The sequence below is a fragment of the Nitrospirillum amazonense genome, assembly GCF_029594735.1.
GTDB classification, from domain to species: domain Bacteria; phylum Pseudomonadota; class Alphaproteobacteria; order Azospirillales; family Azospirillaceae; genus Nitrospirillum; species Nitrospirillum amazonense.
Genome location: NZ_JARPAF010000001.1, coordinates 428,192 through 444,755, shown reverse-complemented (window position 1 = coordinate 444,755; position 16,564 = coordinate 428,192). Strand labels below are relative to the sequence as shown.

Here is a 16,564-nt window from a genome sequence, read left to right as displayed (position 1 = left end):
GGGACGACAAACTGTCATCGAGGTCGCGGCGGCCCCTGTCGCCGTCGTGGCGCCCACCGTCCTGGTGGCCGACGTGCAGGACCTTGGATGCCAGGACGGCTGTTGCTGCCATGGGATCTCCCCGTGCTGCGCCATGGCCTGCCACGGGGCGGCACTCAGCCCCCAGGCTGCACCGGACTGGCTGGCGGACCAGGCGCGAGCGCCAGGATCGCCGGCGCATACGGACGGGACCGGCATCACCTCCCTTCCCCCACTTGAACCTCCCAGGGGCGTGATCCGGCTGTAAGGCCACGCCCCACCCCGGCCGTTCCGCAATCGGCGGCCCAGTCCAGATTCCCTGGGAGAATCAAATGATCCCGAAGACCTTCGCGCGCGCCGTCGTGGCGGCGCTGATGATCACGCACGCGCCCGCCCTGGCGGCGGCCCCGCCTCAAATGGACCACGACCATTCCGGCAAGACGCCCGACAAGACGCCGGTCGGCACCGGCACGGTGAACACCGTGGATGCCACCCGCCGCACCGTTACTCTGACACATGGCCCGATCACCGCTCTGAACTGGCCCGGCATGACCATGGACTTCCCGGTAGCCCCGGGGATCGACTTGGTCGGATTGCGGCCCGGCGCCCAGGTCATGTTCACCTTGGGGAGATCCTCGGCCGGCGCCTACTGGATCGATCATGTCATGCCGGACGACGCCGCCATGCCCACGGGCCACGGCCCCGATGACCACGAGGGTTGAGCCATGCCGGAAATCCTGCCCAACTGGCACCCTGCGGTGGTTCATTTCGCCGTGGCGCTGCCCCTTCTGACCTTCCTGTTTTTCATCGCGGCATCCGTCCGGCACAGGACCGGATGGGCACCAGCCCTGACCACCGCCGCGCGCTGGTCGCTGTGCCTGGGTACGGTGGCGGCGCTGGCAGCCGTCCTGACGGGACAGCGGGCCATGACCACGTCCACCATGGACCTGGCCGGCCATGAGAACGTGCATATCCACCTGACCTGGGCCTACCGCACCGCGGCCGTGCTGGCCGTCGCGTCGCTGGGCGCTTGGCTGGACCGCAAGCGGGCCGTAGGCGCCCATCCCCTGCTGCTGCTGTGCGTGGCTGGCGGCATGGGACTGGTGGCAATCACCGGGTGGTATGGGGCGGAGAACGTCTACCGCCATGGCATCGGCGTACAGCGCCTGCCCGACCCCGCCGCCCTCGACGATCATCAGGGGCATGCCCACCATCATCACCACGATCATGACGACCCGGCATCGCCGAACGGTGATCCGGAAGCCGACCACCGCCACTGACAAGCGGGGCGCGCCGGCGGACGGCAACTGCGGCCATCCGCCGGCGCATCCGTTAAACCCAAAGCACAATCGGCCGTCCGCCCGCCGGCCCGGGATGGTTTTCTGCCGCCAAGCCCCCCGCAATCGGTGCCATCCCGCCAATCCGGGGTGTTAGCCTTCTTAAAAAGAACGGGACCGCCATCAAAAGGCGTGCTGGGTCAAAACATAAACAGGGGATCGATAATGCGTCGTTTCAAGCCCGTCGCCCTCGCCGCGCTCACCAGCGCCCTCTTGTCCGGCCCCGCCGGCGCCCACGCCATCTGGTATGCCGAACATGCCCGCCAGTTAGCCTTGATCTACGGTGTTGGCGCCGACGACCTGGATTCCGTGAAGCGTCTGCCGGGCTTCGAAGGCATTGCCGCCTATGACGCCAATTACCAGCCAATCGAGGCCAAGCTGCGCGTGGCTGGCCCCCTGGTGGTCCTGGACACCGAGCAGCGCCCGACCCTGGTGGCCGCCGTCCTGCAGAACGGCATCTGGTCGCGGATGAAGGGCGAGGAGTTCGAGAAGAAGACGCGGGAGGAAATGCCGAACGCCTTCTATTCGGAAAAGACCATCAAATACACGGTGGGCGTTCGCGGCCCGCTGGAGAAGCCCATTCCCGCCCTGCCGGGACAGGTACTGCAGATCGTCCCGGTCGGCCCCATACCGGAAAAGCTGGGCACGCCCATGACCTACAGGGTCCTGTACAAGGGCAAGCCAATCGCCGGCGTGTCGGTCATCAACGACTTGGTTAACGACCCCGACGCCACCCCGATGAAGACGGCCGCCGACGGCACCGTCACCCTGCCGGTGCGCAACCAGGGCCTGAACGTGATCGAGGCGGTCTATAAGGCCCCCACGGACGATCCGAAGAAATACGACGAAATCGAGCTTGGGGCCACGCTGTCCTTCCTGCTGCAGCACGCGCCGGAATGAACCCGGCCCCCTCTTTGAAAGGCCCCGCCATGACCCTCCCAAAGTTCCTGAGCCCAGCCCTGGTCGCCCTGGCGCTGGCCGCCACCCAGCCCGCCCTGGCGCATGGCAACACCAAGCCGCAGCACGGCGGCGTGGTGCTGATGGCTGGCGAAACAGTGTTCGAACTGGTGAACAAGGCCGGCGCCGTGGCTCTGTACGTCACCGATGATGACGAACCGGTGGCGGCCACCGCCATGACGGGGCAGATCAGCATCACAACCGGCGGCAAGACGCAGGTGGTGGCGCTGAAGCCCGCCGACGGCAACCGCTTCGACGCGCCTGGCGCCACCATCCCGGCCAAGTCCCAGGTCGCCGTCCAGGTCGTCGACACCGCGACGAAAACCAGCCTGGGCACCACCTTCACCATCAACTAAGGGGGCCTCGATGCAGGCAGCAGGCCCGCTTTCCACATCGACCCCACGCACGGCCAAGGCGTTGAGCCGGCTGGCTGTGCTGGCCGCCCTTGTCACGGCCCTTACCGCCACGGCCGCCCGGGCCCACGGCGTTTCGGACGCCGACAAAGCCTTCATCACCGGCGCCGACGGCGTCAACATCGTCCCCTACATCTATCTGGGCGCCAAGCACATGGTCACCGGCTATGATCATCTGCTGTTCCTGGTCGGCGTCATCTTTCTGCTGTACCGGCTGAAGGACGTGGGCCGCTACGTCACCCTGTTCGCCATCGGCCACAGCACGACGCTGTTGCTGGGCGTGCTGACCGACGTGCGGGCCAATGCCTACCTGGTGGATGCCATCATCGGCCTGTCAGTGGTCTACAAGGCCCTGGACAACCTGGGAGCCTTCAAGACCGTGCTGGGCTTCACGCCCAATCCCCGCGCCGCCGTCCTGGTCTTCGGCTTTTTCCATGGCTTCGGCCTGGCGACCAAACTGCAGGAACTGGCGCTGTCCCATGAGGGGCTGATCCCCAACCTGGTCAGCTTCAACGTGGGTGTGGAGATCGGTCAGTTCCTGGCGCTGAGCGTCATCCTCATCCTGATGAGCCTATGGCGCCAGACCGAGAACTTCCGGCACAGCGTCGTCCTGGCCAACGCCGCCCTTATGGCCGCCGGCTTCGTGCTGACCGGCTATCAGCTGGCGGGCTATTTCCAGCAAGGAGCCTGACATGGCGAGCCCTTCCATGGACCAATACGTGGTCGCCCGCGGCACCCTGACCAAGGCGACAGCGGGGGCGGGCGTGGCCGCGGCCCTGATCCTGACCCTGTTCGTGCTGCCGGCCGAACGCGGCATCGACCTGACCGGGATCGGTTCCACCATCGGCCTGACCCGAATGAGCCAGACCGAAAGGGGGGTGACGGCCCCGTCCCAGGCACCGACCGGCATCCCCATTCCCAACCGGGCCATGATCGAAAAGACGACGGCCCTGCGCAGCGATGAAATGACCCTGACCCTGGCGCCCCACACCGGCGCCGAGATCAAGGCCCACATGCGGGAGGGCGATCATTTCATCTTCCGCTGGGAAGCGAGCGCGCCCGTGAAGGTGGACATGCATGGCGAACGGGTGAATGCCGGTGACGAGTTCACCAGCTACTGGAAGGAAAAGGAGCTTTCGGCCGCACAGGGCGACCTGACCGCCCCTTTCGAGGGCACGCACGGCTGGTATTGGCATAACCGCAGCGATGTTCCTGTCACAGTGACCGTGAAGACCGTCGGATTTTACGGGGATTTGTTCAGGCCCCACGCCGAATAGGTGTGATGACGTCTGCCATCAGGAGCCGGCAGATTCATCTGTTTCGCAAGATGCCGCAATATTTCCCCCTGAAAACAACCTGGTCTTCGAACAAAGATTCCCGAAAGATCAGGCACCATCATTCCTAATAAAACGGGCGAAAGTTGGGTCCACTCTTCTGACATCTTACGCCGCGGCGCACATTCGTCGCGAAGCGGGAGATTTTACAAAAAAATCCCTAGGGAGCCTTCACATTAAAATCAGAACAGGGGGCGAGAAAATGAAGGGCCATTCCGGTATTCGATTCTTTTGTGCCGCGACCGCGGCTTACCTGATGCTCCAGCCCGTGGCCCACGCTGCGGAAGACCAGGCCCCGGCCACCGGCGACACCCTTGAGGAAATCACGGTCACAGCGCAAAAGCAGCAATATGTCGGTACCGTGCCGGCCAAGGACGTACCGCAAAATGTTCAGACGTTAAGCGGCGCCACGCTGCAGGAAGTTGGCATCACCCGCCTCGCCGACGCCCTGGATTTGGTCAGCGGCGTGGCCCGGCAAAACAGCTATGGCGGCCTGTGGGACGGTTTCGCCGTTCGAGGCTTCGCCGGCGATATCAATGTTCCCAGCGGATTCCTCGTCAACGGTTTCAACTATGGTCGGGGATTCGGCGGCCCCCGGGATGTCTCCGGCGTGGAACGGATCGATGTCTTGAAAGGCCCGACATCCGCCCTGTTCGGCCGTGGCGAGCCAGGCGGCACCGTCAACATCATCACGAAGCAGCCGCAGTTCACGCCGGAGGGCAGCGTCATGCTCGAAGGTGGAAGCTATAGTCATTTCCGAGGGGAGGCGGACTATACCACCCCGCTCAGCAGGCGGTTGGCCGTCCGTATGAACGGCGCCTTCGAGGACGAGGACAGCTTCCGCGACACGGTTCACGCCAGGAAGGAAACCGTATCGCCCTCGATCCTGTGGTTCCTCAACGACAATACCAGCGTATCCTATCAGTTCGCGTACACGCATCAGGAGATCCCGTTCGACCGCGGTGTCGTGGCGGTCAACGGCAAACTCGGCGTCATCCCCATTTCCCGTTTCCTGGGCGAGCCAGCCGATGGGCCGACCAAGACCAACGATTATGGCCACCAACTGCAGTTGCAGCATGACTTCAACGACAAGTGGGGAGTCTTGCTGGGGGCGGGCTATCGCACCACCGACCTTACCGGCTACGGTGAGACGCCGGAACTGGTCACATCCCGCCAGCCGTTCTTCACCGATGGCCGCACGCTCTCCCGGCAGCGCCGCTACACCAGCTACGACACCAAGGATCTGGTCCTGCGTGGCGAAATCAACGGGCAGTTCGACACCTTCGGCATCACGCACCACGTGCTGGTGGGCGCCGACTACGACGACTTCAAATTCAACAACTTCCAGACGCGGTCGCGGCCGCCCGCCCTGTCGACACATCCGACATTCGCCCAGCAGAACGCCATCGACATCTACAATCCCATCTACACGCCGGCGAGCTTGCTGCCCGCCACCACCAGCCTAGTCTTTAATCAGTACGAGCGCGACAAGACCACCGGCGCCTACGTGCAGGATCAGATCGATGTCACCGACAGCATCAAGCTGCGTCTGGGCGCGCGTTACGATGACTTTTCGCAGTCGATCCTGACCCGGGCGACGAATGTGACGACACGTCAGAATCCGGATTCCTTCAGCCCGCAGGTCGGCATCGTCTATGAGCCCACCAAGTCAATCTCGGTTTATTTCAGCTACGGGCAAGGGTTCCGTGCGAATACCGGGCAAGATTATTACGGAACGCCCTTCGCGCCCGAGAGAACGGAATCTTACGAGGTCGGCGCAAAATACGTGTCACCGGACCAGGGGATTACCAGTTCCATCGCCCTGTTCAAGATGAGCAAGGACAACATCATCACGGCCGATCCCGTGCACTCGGGCTACGTGATCGCCATCGGCACCGCGGAAAGCAAGGGTGTCGAGTTCGACGTCAGTGCCAAGCTGCCCTATGATTTTCGGTTGCTGGGCAGCTTCGCCTATGTCGACGCCTATTCGACGTCATCGGTTCTCGACCCCGACTTCGGCAAGGTCGTGGCCACGGGCGATCCACTGATCAACATTCCCGAACTGAGCGGCAACCTGATCCTGTTCAAAGACTTCTCCGTGATGGAAAAGCCCGCCAACGTCGGCATCGGGGTCAACTACGTCGACAAGCGGCTGGGGGAGACCGGCACGACCTTCACCCTGCCCGCCTACACGCTGGTGCGGTTGATGGGATCCGTCCATTTGACTGACGACATCGAGCTCAGCGGCGAAATCAACAATCTGTTCGATAAAACGTGGTACGCGAACAGCTACGCGGCGCTATGGGTACAGCCTGGCGCGCCACGCACGTTCAAGGCACGGGTCCGCTACAAGTTCTGACCCGAGGGCGCCCTATCCCTCCGGGGATAGGGCTCGACAGGGCGGCCCCTGCCGCCATTCCGCGACCCTCCCGGCCCGCCAGCGCCCCCGGGTGGCCGCCTTGGGCCGGGAGGACCTCGTGATTTCCAAGCGCGCCCTTTATCAACTGCATAAATACTGCGGCCTGATCGCCGCGGTTTTCATCCTGATCCAGGCGGCGTCAGGTCTCCTGCTGCTGTTCCAGGATACCCTGAGCCCTCGCTTGGACACGAAAGAGCCGCTCCCTCAAACCACGGATGGTGCCGCCGCCGACACCGTGCGGCTGAGACGCCTGCAGGCGGTTCTCGCCACCGCGCATCCCAACGCCACGTTGCGCCGGCTGGACTTCCCCAGCCAGGCGGATGCCCCCTACCTGGCCCATTTGACCGACCCCGATAGCTGCGCCCGCTATGTCGCGCTTGACCCGAAGTCGGCCGGAATTCTGCGGGATGGATCCGTCTGGCGTTTTCCAGCCATCGCGTTACTCCGGCTGCACGACCAGATGCTGACGGGCAGGCCGGGCACGGCCGTCATCATCCTGGTTGGTCTCGCCACGTTGATGGTGACGCTGGTGGGCCTCGCACACTGGTGGCCCCGCCCCGGACGCTGGCGCCAAAGCCTGACCATCCACTGGAGCCAACCGGCACGCATGATTCTGCGGCAAGGCCATCGCATCCTGGGCGCGGTCGCGGCCGTCGTCATCGCCATCAGCGCGCTGACGGGCTTGACCCTGGCGGTACCCATGGTGCTGGCCGCTCCATCCCCATCGCCTACGGCGACCCTAGCGACAATGAGCGATTGGGATGGGGCGCTGGCGCTGGCCCGTGCGCGCTTCCCCGGCCACCCCGTTCGCGATCTGCGTTCGCGGGGCGCCGACCTTTTGGATGTGTACTTCCGAGCGCCGGAGTACGGCCCCGTGGCGGTGCACCAAGTGACCATCGATCTGATGTCCGGGCACGAGACCCTGTCCGTGCCCGCTGACCGGAATACCGACGCCTGGGTGGTCGCCCTGCCCATCCATACCGGAGGAATCGCGGGCGCCGCCGGATTCGGGTTTGCCTTGTTCGCCGGCCTCTCGCTGGCGATGCTGGCGATCACGGGTCCGGCCCTGTGGCTGCACCTGGCGTTGGCGAAGGCCCGCAACCGTCGGCGCCGCATGGCCGGAGCGCCATCCCCTGTCACCGCAATCCAGAAGGTGCGGTCATGAGCGTCCTCTACAAGTCCGAGTCTGACCGTGGCCGCGCTTGGCAGGCCCTGTTTGCGGACCACGCCCCCGACATCGGCTTTCACCTTTGGCCGGAGATGGGGGATCCGGCAGCCATACGCTACCTCGCGGCCTGGGCGCCAGCCGCCGACATCTTTGCGGCCTTGCCCAACCTGGAGGTTCTATTCTCCATCGGTGCCGGCGTTGACCAGCTTGACCTGTCACAGGTGCCGCAGTCCGTTGCCGTGGTGCGCATGGTTGAGGCTGGCCTGACCGAAGGCATGGTCGAATATGCGGTATTCGCGACCTTGGCCCTGCACCGCCGGGTGATCGACTACATCAGCGACCAGCGCCAGGGCCGATGGCAACCTGCCCGTCTTGTGCCGCCAGCCAAGCGGCGGGTGGGCGTCATGGGTCTGGGTGTGCTGGGGCAGGCGGTACTAGCCCGACTGAGCGCCTTCGGCTTCCCTTTACTGGGATGGAGCCGAACCCCGCATACCATTGCCGGCGTGGACTGCTACGCCGGACGCGAGCAGTTGCCGGACTTCCTGGCGCAATGCGATATCCTGATCTGCCTGCTGCCGCTGACGCCGGAGACGCGTGGCATATTATGCCGCGAGACCTTCGACCAGCTGCCCGAAGGTGCAGGGCTGATCAACGCTGGCCGGGGCGGACACCTGATCGAGAGCGACTTGCTGGATGCCTTGGATGGCGGTCGGCTGGCCGGTGCCGTGCTGGATGTGCTGAACAGCGAACCACCGCCCGCCACTCATCCATTCTGGCGCCATCCCAAGATTCTCCTGACACCACACGTCGCCAGCATGACCACAGCCGACACCGGCGGTCAGGCCCTACTGGACAATATCCGGCGTCATCAAGCCGGCATTCCTATGCAGGGCCTGATCCGGCGCGATCTCGGATATTGACGCCGCCCGCCTTTCCCGCGCCGCAGCAAACTATGCTGAATGCAATGGGCAAAAGGCGGAATCCTGCGCCGGCCCGGGGCAGTTTAAGGACATGTTCTTATCGGCCTGTGGCCTAATGGGTTCACAAGAATGGTCACCGGACAGGGTGCGCATGGAATGTGGAAAGCGGTGCCGGCCGGCAAGGCCGAACCCTTCCCTTCGACTGGGCCCACGCCGGAGCCGAACAGCCAAATCATGGCATCCCAAAAGGAAAGACGTCGCATGATCGCGTTCCGGCCCCCAAAAGTCACCGTCAACCGCCACGGCGCCTTGGTGGCCGCACTCATCGGGCCCTGACTTCCATGACCGGACCCAAGACCTGCTCCTACTGGCTGGACACCGCGCCCCCCTTCACCGGCGGCGCGGACGGCGGCCTGGACAACCGCACGGACGTCGCCATCATCGGCGCCGGCTTCACCGGCCTCTCCGCCGCCCTGGCGCTCAGCCAACAGGGTGTGTCCGTCACCGCGCTGGAGGCGGACCGTGCCATCGGGGCGGCGTCGGGACGCAATGGGGGCCATTGCAACAATGGCCTGGCGCACGATTACGCCGCCCTGTCCGCCAAGCTGGGCCGGGATCGCGCCGGCGCCTACTACCGCGCCCATGTCGCGGCCGTGGACACGGTGGAACGGCTGGCGCGCGAGAATGATATCGACTGTGATTTCCGCCGTCCCGGCCGTCTCAAGCTGGCGGCCAAGCCCGAGCATTTCGAGAAGCTGGCCAGGGCATACGACGTGTTGCGGGCGGAAATCGACACCGATGTGGAGTTGGTAGCGCCCGGCCGCATCGGGGACGAGATCGGCTCCGCCGCCTTCCACGGTGGCCTGATCCAGACGACCAGCGCCCAGCTGCACGTCGGCAAGTTCGGGGTGGGAATGGCCCACGCTGCCGCCCGGGCGGGCGCCCGCATTCATGAACACACCCCGGCGGTCGACATCCTACGCCGCCCCGGCGGCGACTGGCGGGTGGTGACGCCCCGGGGCGAGATCGTCGCCGACCAGGTTCTGATCGCCACGGGCGGCGGCGGCACCGGGGGCGCCCTGCGCCCACTGCAATGGTTCCGCCGCCGCATCGTTTCCGTCGGCAGCTTCATCATCGTCACCCAGCCGTTGGACCCGGCGCTGCTGGACCGGCTGTTCCCCAGGCGGCGCAACTACGTCACCAGCAAGAATATCGGCAACTACTTCCGGACCACCACCGACAACCGCCTGGTCTTCGGCGGGCGGGCGCGGTTCGCCGTTTCCAATCCCCTGTCCGACCTCAAGAGCGGGCGCATCCTGGAGGCGACGCTGGGCCAGACCTTCCCCGAACTGGCGGGAACGCGCATCGACTATTGCTGGGGCGGCATGGTCGACCTGACCGCCGACCGCCTGCCCCGCGCCGGCCAGCATGACGGCCTGTATTACTCGATGGGCTACAGCGGCCATGGCGTGCAGATGGCGACCTACATGGGGGAGCGCATGGCCGAGGTGATGATGGGCCGGCCCCAGGCCAACCCCTGGGCGGACCTGGATTGGCCCAGCATCCCGGGGCACCTCGGCAAGCCCTGGTTCCTTCCGCTGGTGGGCGCCTATTACCGCGTCCAGGACATCCTGCATTGACGGCCCGTGCGACCACATCCCTGATCACGCGGCGGCACCTCATGGGCGGGATGCTGGCAGCGGGTCTGACGGCGGGCGGACCGGCGTTCGGGGCCGGTCAGGACCCGGCGCTGCCCCAGCGAGGTGGCCGCATCCGCGTGGCCGGCATGTCCAGCTCCACGGCCGATACGCTAGATCCGGCCAAGGGCGCCCTGTCAACCGACTACGCCCGCCACTACATGTTCTACAGCGGCCTGACGCGATACCGCGCGGACCTGTCAGCGGAACCCGCCCTGGCTGAGACGCTGGAAAGCGACGACCGGATCCTATGGCGGGCCGTCCTGCGCACGGGCGTGACTTTTCATGATGGCAAGCCGCTGTCACCGCAGGACGTGGTCTATTCCCTGATGCGGCACCAGGACCCGGCCACAGCATCGAAGGTCAGGACCATCGCGGACCAGTTCAGGCGCGTCACCGTCTCCGGCTCCAACGAGGTGACGATCGAACTGACCGGCCCCAACGCCGACCTGCCGGCCATCCTGGCGGACTCGCACTTCCTGATCGTGCAGGACGGCACCGCCGACTTTCGCCAGGCCATCGGCACCGGGCCCTATCGCTGCACCTCCTTCCAACCCGGCATCGCGACCATCGCCGCGCGCAACGAAAACTACTGGGTCGAGGGCAGACCTTATTTGGACGGGATCGAGCTGCTCGGCATTCCGGATGAGGTGTCGCGCGTCAACGCCCTACTGTCAGGCGATGTCCACCTGGTCAACGCGGTGAACCCCCGCTCCGCCCGCCGTATCGAGGCGTCGCTCGGCCACCGCGTGCTGGAAACCAAATCCGGCCTGTACACCAATCTGATCATGCGGCAGGACGCCCTGCCCACACGGGATCCGGATTTCGTGCTGGCCATGAAGTTCCTGTTCAACCGCGAACTCGTCCGCCGCACGCTGTACCGCAACTACGCCACCATCGCCAACGACCAGCCAATCCCGCCCGGCAGTCCCTATTACCTAGCCGATCTGCCACAGCGGCCCTACGACCCGGATCGCGCCGGCTTCCATCTGCGCAAGGCGGGCCTGGCGGGGGCGCGGCTGCCTGTCTACGCCTCGCCGGCCGCCGATGGATCGGTGGACATGGCCTCGATGCTGCAGGAATTCGCAGCCCAAGCGGGGCTGCACCTGGCGGTTAACCGGGTGCCGGCCGACGGCTACTGGTCTACCCACTGGATGAAGCACCCGCTGGGCTTCGGCAATACCAACCCGCGGCCCACGGCAGACATGCTGTTCAGCCTGTTCTACAAGTCGGACGCGCCGTGGAACGAATCCGGCTGGCGGAATGAGCAGTTCGACCAATTGCTGCTAGCGGCGCGTGGCGAACGGGACGAGGCGCGCCGGCGCCAGATGTACGGCGACATGCAGGTACTGGTGCATGACCATTGCGGCGTCGGCATTCCGGTCTTCATCAGTTCGCTGGATGGATATGACCAGCGCTTGAAGGGGCTGGGCTCCATCCCCATCGGCGGTCTTATGGGCTATTCCTTCGCAGAACATGTCTGGTGGGAGGGCTGACCCGTGGCCCATGGCTCCCTAAGAAATCGCAGCGGCATCGCCGCGGCCGGTCGCCTGATCCTGCGCAGGCTAGGATCGGCGCTGCTGACCTTGCTGTTGGTGTCCCTGGTGGTCTTCACCATAAGCGCGCTGCTGCCCGGCGACGCCGCGGAAGAGACGCTGGGACAAAGCGCCACGCCGGAGGCCGTGGCCGCCCTGCGCCACCAGATGGGTCTGGACCAGCCGGCACACCTGCGCTATGTGCGCTGGCTGGGCGGCATGATCAAGGGCGATCCCGGCCAGTCGCTGGTGGCGAACATGCCGGTCGGCCAGGTCATCGCCGGACGCCTGCCCAATTCACTGACGCTGGCCGGCCTCACCGCCGCCGTCGCCATTCCGCTGGCCCTGGCCATTGGCATCCTGTCGGCCCTTTACCGCGACACGGGACTGGACCGGGCCTTGAACCTGATGACCCTGGGCATGGTGGCGGTGCCGGAATTCCTGGTGGCGACCATCGCCGTCCTGGTCTTTTCCGTCACACTGCGGTGGCTGCCGTCCATCACCGTGGTGCGCGAGGGAATTGGCTGGGCGGAGATGCTGCGCGGATATGCCATGCCGGTGATGACCCTGGCCTGCGTGACCGTGGCGCAGATGGCGCGCATGACCCGCGCGGCCGTCATCGACCAGTTGAGCCGTCCTTATGTGGAGATGGCGCTGTTGAAGGGGTTGTCCCCCTCGCGCGTCGTGCTGGTCCATGTGCTGCCCAACGCCGTGGCCCCCATCGTCAACGCCATGGCGCTCAGCCTATCCTACCTGCTGGGTGGTGCCGTCATCGTCGAGACGATCTTCAATTATCCCGGCATCGCCAGCCTGATGGTCAATGCCGTCACCAGCCGTGACATGCCCCTGCTGCAGGCATGCGCCATGATCTTCTGCGTGGCCTACCTGTTGCTGATGCTGGCGGCCGACGTCTGCGCCATTCTGGCCAACCCGAGGCTGCGCGGCCAATGACCCCCACCGTCCCCTTGCGCGAGGAAAGCATGTTGAAACCGGCGTCCACAGCCGCGAGCCGGGTTCGGCACTGGTTGTCCGGTCTGCCCACATCGGGGCGGGTGGGCTTGGCGCTGGTCGTCCTGTGGCTGGTCCTGGGCGCCGCCGGGCCCCTGCTGGCCCCCTATGACGTGGGCGCCTTCGTCTCGCCGGAGGTTTTCGACAGCATGAGCGCCCAGCACTGGCTGGGCAGTGACTATCTGGGCCGCGACGTGCTGAGCCGCCTGCTTTCCGGGGCCCAATACACGGTCGGCCTGGCCCTGGCCTCCGCCTTGCTGGCCAGCGCGACCGGCGCCGGCTTGGCGTTGACCGCCACCGTCTGCCCCCGTTGGGTCGATGAGGTGATCAGCCGTTTCATGGACACCCTGATATCCATTCCCAGCAAGGTGTTCGCCCTGGTGCTGGTCGCCGCCTTCGGGTCGTCCCTGACCTTGCTGCTGCTGATCGCGGCGGCGACCTACACCCCGGGGGCCTTCCGTATCGCCCGGGCCTTGGCCATCAATCTAAATCAGATGGACTACGTGCAGGTGGCTTACGCCCGAGGCGAGGGCCGGCTGTACATCGCCACCGCGGAAATCATGCCCAACATGATCCATCCCGTACTGGCGGATTTCGGCCTGCGCTTCGTTTTCATTGTACTGCTGCTCTCAGGCTTGAGCTTCCTGGGCCTGGGCGTGCAGCCGCCCAACGCCGACTTGGGCTCACTGGTCCGGGAGAATATCTCCGGCCTGGGCGACGGCGCTCTGGCCATCCTGGCGCCGGCCATGGCCATCGCCACGCTGACCATCGGCGTCAACTTGCTGATCGACGCCCTGCCGGAGCGCGGCCGGCGCATCACTGGGGGGCGTTGAGATGGGCGCCGCGCAGGATCATGTCCAAGTTTCAGGCCTGCGGATTACCGCGCCAGCCGCTGGCGGCCAGGAAACGCCCATCGTCAACGATGTGGACTTCACCATCCCCAAGGGGCAGGTGCTGGCGCTGATTGGGGAATCCGGGTCGGGCAAGACCAGCATCGCCCTGGCCTTGATGGGCTATGCCAGGGGGGGCTGCCGCCTCGCGGGCGGAGGCGTGCGGGTGGGCGACACGGAAATCTTGACCCTGGACGCGTCGCAGTTGCGCACCGTGCGCGGCAACCGGATCGCCTATGTGGCGCAAAGCGCCGCTTCCGCCTTCAACCCGTCGCGCACCATCATGGACCAGGTGGTGGAGGCGGCGGTGGGGCGCGGCCTGATATCCCGGCCGGCGGCCGAGGCCAAGGCCGTGGGCCTGTTCCGCGCCCTGGCCCTGCCCGAGCCGGAAGCCATCGGCGGGCGCTATGTCCACCAGCTGTCGGGCGGGCAACTGCAGCGGCTGATGGCCGCAATGGCCCTGATGACGGATCCGGAGCTGGTGATCCTGGACGAACCGACCACCGCCCTGGACGTCACCACCCAGATCGACGTGCTGCGCGCCTTCAAGCGGGTGGTGCGCCAACAGGGCGCCACGGCGCTGTACGTTTCGCACGATCTGGCAGTCGTGGCGCAGGTCGCGGACCGCATCGTGGTGCTGCAACGGGGTCGGGTGCGCGAGGCCGGTGACGCCAGCCAGGTGCTGGAGAAACCAGCCGACATCTATACCCGCACCCTCATGGCGGCGGCACGTCCCTCGACGCAAGCTAGGCCCCACCGCCCCGCCCCCCAGCAGGCGCCCCCGCTTCTGGAGGTACGCGGCCTGACGGCGGGCTATGGCCGGGTGGAAGGGGGCGTGCCCAAGCTCCCGGTCCTGCGCGACGTCACCCTATCCATCACCAAGGGCACGACGCTGGGTGTCATTGGCGAATCCGGTTCCGGAAAGTCCACGCTGGCCCGGGTCATCGCCGGCCTGGTGGCGCCCGCCAGCGGCCAAGTGCTGTTCCAGGGACACCCCCTGGCCCCCACATTGTCGGGCCGAACCCGCGAACAGTTCCAGCGCATCCAACTGGTCTTTCAGAACGCGGATACCGCGCTGAACCCCGCCCATACCGTGTCCCGCATCCTGGGCCGGCCCCTGGCCTTCTATCATGGCATGGACGGCCGGGCGCGGAACCGCCGTGTGGCCGAACTGCTGGACCTGACCCAACTGCCCGCAGGTCTTGCCGACCGGCACTGTGGCGAGCTGTCCGGCGGCCAAAAGCAGCGTGTGAACCTGGCCAGGGCCCTGGCGGCCGATCCCCACCTTATCCTGTGCGACGAGGTGACGTCGGCGCTGGACACAGTGGTCGGCGCCGCCATCCTGGATTTGCTGGCCGAGCTGCGGCGTGAACTGGACCTGTCCTACCTGTTCATCAGCCACGACATCTCCACTGTCCGCGCCATCTGCGACGACATCGCGGTGCTGTACGCCGGCCAGAAGGTGGAGATGGGGCCGCGCAACGGCTTCGGCGACGCTCCCGTCCACCCCTACACCGATTTGCTGATCGGGTCGGTTCCGGAAATGCGCCGGGGCTGGCTGGAGGAGAAGGAAATGGCGGCGACTCCGCCGCCCCTGGCCACCGCCCAGAGTGCGAATCTGTGCCGCTTTCTGCCGCGATGCGCCGCCCGGGTTGAGGGCTTGTGCGACCGCCTGCCCCCGCCCCGTATCGTTCTGGGTGGTGGCAACGAACTGCTGTGCCACCATGACGGGCAGGCGTTGCAGCATCTCCAACGCGACCGCCAATCGGCCGTCAGCCCGTGACAGGGGTGCCAATGCCGGCATTTGGCGGGATCGGATCGAACCGCGCGCGCCATAATCTTCTGATTTGACGCGCAAGGCGGCATCGAATGCTCCGCCGCCGCCCTTATAGTCTGTGCACGATTGACAGGGTCGACCGCATCCTTCGGCATATCATGCCGACATCGACCGCCAAGAACGCACCGGGATTCCCCGGGGAAGCCAACGAGAAGATGGCCGATGGAAAGACGTACCGATCTCCTGGTGAAACTGCGGGACATGACGGCGGATGACCTGCCCCAAGCGCATGCGCTTTCCCGCAAGCTGCAATGGCCGCATCGAATTGAGGATTGGGATTTCATGCTGCGGGCCGGCACGGGCATCGTGGTGGAGGAGAACGGGGCCATCGTCGGCACCATCATGGGCTGGCCCTACGGCCCCGAGGTCGCCACGCTGGGCATGGTCATCGTCGCCGGGGAAAAGCAAGGTGCGGGTATCGGCCGCCAATTGATGGACGCGATGATGGCGCGGCTGGGCGATCGCACCATCGTGCTGAACGCCACGACCGAGGGCCTGCCCCTCTACACCCGCCTGGGCTTCACCGCCTTTGGTGAGATCCGGCAGCACCAGGGGGCGGCGTTTTCCGTCCCGATCCCCAGCCTGCGCCCGAATGAGCGGGTGCGGCCGCTGAGTAGCAGCGACCATGACGCCATCGTCACCCTGGATCGCCGGGCCTGCGGCATGGACCGCGCCAGCCTGTTCGCGGAGCTGCGCAAGGCCGCCCACGGGGTGGTGCTGGACCGGGACAGCCGGGCGATCGGCTTCGCCCTGTTCCGCCGCTTCGGCCGCGGCTACGTCATCGGCCCGGTGGTGGCCCCGGATGCGGAGGGGGCCAAGACCCTGATCTCCCACTGGCTGGGATCCAACGCCGGCATGTTCTCCCGCGTCGACATCCCGGGCGACGACGACCTGGCCACCTGGCTGGACGACCTGGGCCTGCCCTGTGTCGGCCGGGTGACCCGCATGGCGCGCGGGCCCCTGGCCCCGCCGGACGTGGACGTGCACACCTTCGCGCTGGCCAGCCAGGCGCTCGGCTGACAGCGCCCCAC

The 16,564-nt window shown here is 66.0% G+C and carries 15 protein-coding genes; all 15 read left to right on the top strand.

Annotated elements, in window-relative coordinates; all coding sequences use genetic code 11:
* The first annotated feature begins 350 nt into the window (after window positions 1-350).
* The 15 genes from P5F91_RS01715 to P5F91_RS01645 all read left to right on the top strand — a co-directional run bounded on the left by P5F91_RS01715 (window position 351) and on the right by P5F91_RS01645 (window position 16,553).
* Entirely contained in the window at window positions 351-740 is a 390-nt protein-coding gene (locus tag P5F91_RS01715) for a copper-binding protein (protein WP_145613483.1), read from the top strand.
* 3 nt (window positions 741-743) lie between these two features.
* Entirely contained in the window at window positions 744-1,298 is a 555-nt protein-coding gene (locus P5F91_RS01710) for a DUF2231 domain-containing protein (RefSeq protein WP_145613482.1), read from the top strand.
* A 222-nt stretch (window positions 1,299-1,520) separates the two neighbouring features.
* Window positions 1,521-2,255, top strand: coding sequence for a DUF4198 domain-containing protein (locus tag P5F91_RS01705; protein WP_145613481.1), 735 nt, complete (start codon window positions 1,521-1,523; stop codon window positions 2,253-2,255).
* Between the two features lie 29 nt (window positions 2,256-2,284).
* The gene (locus P5F91_RS01700; RefSeq protein WP_145613480.1) at window positions 2,285-2,668 is read left to right on the top strand and encodes a hypothetical protein; all 384 of its coding nucleotides are present in this window, start codon (window positions 2,285-2,287) and stop codon (window positions 2,666-2,668) included.
* 10 nt (window positions 2,669-2,678) lie between these two features.
* Window positions 2,679-3,416: a HupE/UreJ family protein gene (locus P5F91_RS01695; protein ID WP_145613479.1), complete on the top strand. Its 738-nt coding sequence runs from the start codon at window positions 2,679-2,681 to the stop codon at window positions 3,414-3,416.
* 1 nt (window position 3,417) lies between these two features.
* Window positions 3,418-4,002, top strand: a complete 585-nt coding sequence (locus P5F91_RS01690; protein WP_246134611.1) for a hypothetical protein — start codon at window positions 3,418-3,420, stop codon at window positions 4,000-4,002.
* Between the two features lie 259 nt (window positions 4,003-4,261).
* Window positions 4,262-6,418 (top strand): TonB-dependent siderophore receptor, encoded by a 2,157-nt coding sequence (locus tag P5F91_RS01685; RefSeq protein WP_145613478.1) that lies wholly within the window; start codon window positions 4,262-4,264, stop codon window positions 6,416-6,418.
* A 118-nt stretch (window positions 6,419-6,536) separates the two neighbouring features.
* A complete protein-coding gene (locus P5F91_RS01680) occupies window positions 6,537-7,643 on the top strand; it encodes a PepSY-associated TM helix domain-containing protein (protein ID WP_277906294.1) in 1,107 nt (368 codons plus the stop codon).
* Window positions 7,640-8,566 carry a 2-hydroxyacid dehydrogenase gene (locus P5F91_RS01675; RefSeq protein ID WP_145613476.1) on the top strand — a complete coding sequence of 309 codons (927 nt, stop codon included), beginning with the start codon at window positions 7,640-7,642 and terminating at the stop codon, window positions 8,564-8,566. Before P5F91_RS01680 ends, P5F91_RS01675 begins: the two co-directional genes overlap by 4 nt.
* Before the next feature lie 341 nt (window positions 8,567-8,907).
* Window positions 8,908-10,206, top strand: a complete 1,299-nt coding sequence (locus P5F91_RS01670) for an NAD(P)/FAD-dependent oxidoreductase (protein ID WP_277906292.1) — start codon at window positions 8,908-8,910, stop codon at window positions 10,204-10,206.
* The gene (locus P5F91_RS01665) at window positions 10,203-11,759 is read left to right on the top strand and encodes an ABC transporter substrate-binding protein (protein ID WP_246134610.1); all 1,557 of its coding nucleotides are present in this window, start codon (window positions 10,203-10,205) and stop codon (window positions 11,757-11,759) included. The genes P5F91_RS01670 and P5F91_RS01665 overlap by 4 nt, the downstream gene beginning before the upstream one ends.
* 3 nt (window positions 11,760-11,762) lie before the next feature.
* Window positions 11,763-12,749 (top strand): ABC transporter permease, encoded by a 987-nt coding sequence (locus P5F91_RS01660; RefSeq protein ID WP_277906291.1) that lies wholly within the window; start codon window positions 11,763-11,765, stop codon window positions 12,747-12,749.
* A complete protein-coding gene (locus P5F91_RS01655) occupies window positions 12,746-13,639 on the top strand; it encodes an ABC transporter permease (protein ID WP_277906290.1) in 894 nt (297 codons plus the stop codon). The genes P5F91_RS01660 and P5F91_RS01655 overlap by 4 nt, the downstream gene beginning before the upstream one ends.
* Window position 13,640: 1 nt before the next feature.
* Window positions 13,641-15,479, top strand: a complete 1,839-nt coding sequence (locus P5F91_RS01650; RefSeq protein ID WP_277906289.1) for an ABC transporter ATP-binding protein — start codon at window positions 13,641-13,643, stop codon at window positions 15,477-15,479.
* A gap of 216 nt (window positions 15,480-15,695) precedes the next feature.
* Window positions 15,696-16,553, top strand: coding sequence for a GNAT family N-acetyltransferase (locus P5F91_RS01645; protein ID WP_277906288.1), 858 nt, complete (start codon window positions 15,696-15,698; stop codon window positions 16,551-16,553).
* Window positions 16,554-16,564 lie beyond the last annotated feature (11 nt).

Coding starts and splice junctions, on each gene's coding strand:
- P5F91_RS01655 (WP_277906290.1), top strand. CDS start 12,746: ATGACCCCCACCGTCCCCTTGCGCGAGGAAAGCATGTTGAAACCGGCG.
- P5F91_RS01695 (WP_145613479.1), top strand. CDS start 2,679: ATGCAGGCAGCAGGCCCGCTTTCCACATCGACCCCACGCACGGCCAAG.
- P5F91_RS01685 (WP_145613478.1), top strand. CDS start 4,262: ATGAAGGGCCATTCCGGTATTCGATTCTTTTGTGCCGCGACCGCGGCT.
- P5F91_RS01670 (WP_277906292.1), top strand. CDS start 8,908: ATGACCGGACCCAAGACCTGCTCCTACTGGCTGGACACCGCGCCCCCC.
- P5F91_RS01690 (WP_246134611.1), top strand. CDS start 3,418: ATGGCGAGCCCTTCCATGGACCAATACGTGGTCGCCCGCGGCACCCTG.
- P5F91_RS01715 (WP_145613483.1), top strand. CDS start 351: ATGATCCCGAAGACCTTCGCGCGCGCCGTCGTGGCGGCGCTGATGATC.
- P5F91_RS01700 (WP_145613480.1), top strand. CDS start 2,285: ATGACCCTCCCAAAGTTCCTGAGCCCAGCCCTGGTCGCCCTGGCGCTG.
- P5F91_RS01645 (WP_277906288.1), top strand. CDS start 15,696: ATGGAAAGACGTACCGATCTCCTGGTGAAACTGCGGGACATGACGGCG.
- P5F91_RS01710 (WP_145613482.1), top strand. CDS start 744: ATGCCGGAAATCCTGCCCAACTGGCACCCTGCGGTGGTTCATTTCGCC.
- P5F91_RS01675 (WP_145613476.1), top strand. CDS start 7,640: ATGAGCGTCCTCTACAAGTCCGAGTCTGACCGTGGCCGCGCTTGGCAG.
- P5F91_RS01705 (WP_145613481.1), top strand. CDS start 1,521: ATGCGTCGTTTCAAGCCCGTCGCCCTCGCCGCGCTCACCAGCGCCCTC.
- P5F91_RS01650 (WP_277906289.1), top strand. CDS start 13,641: ATGGGCGCCGCGCAGGATCATGTCCAAGTTTCAGGCCTGCGGATTACC.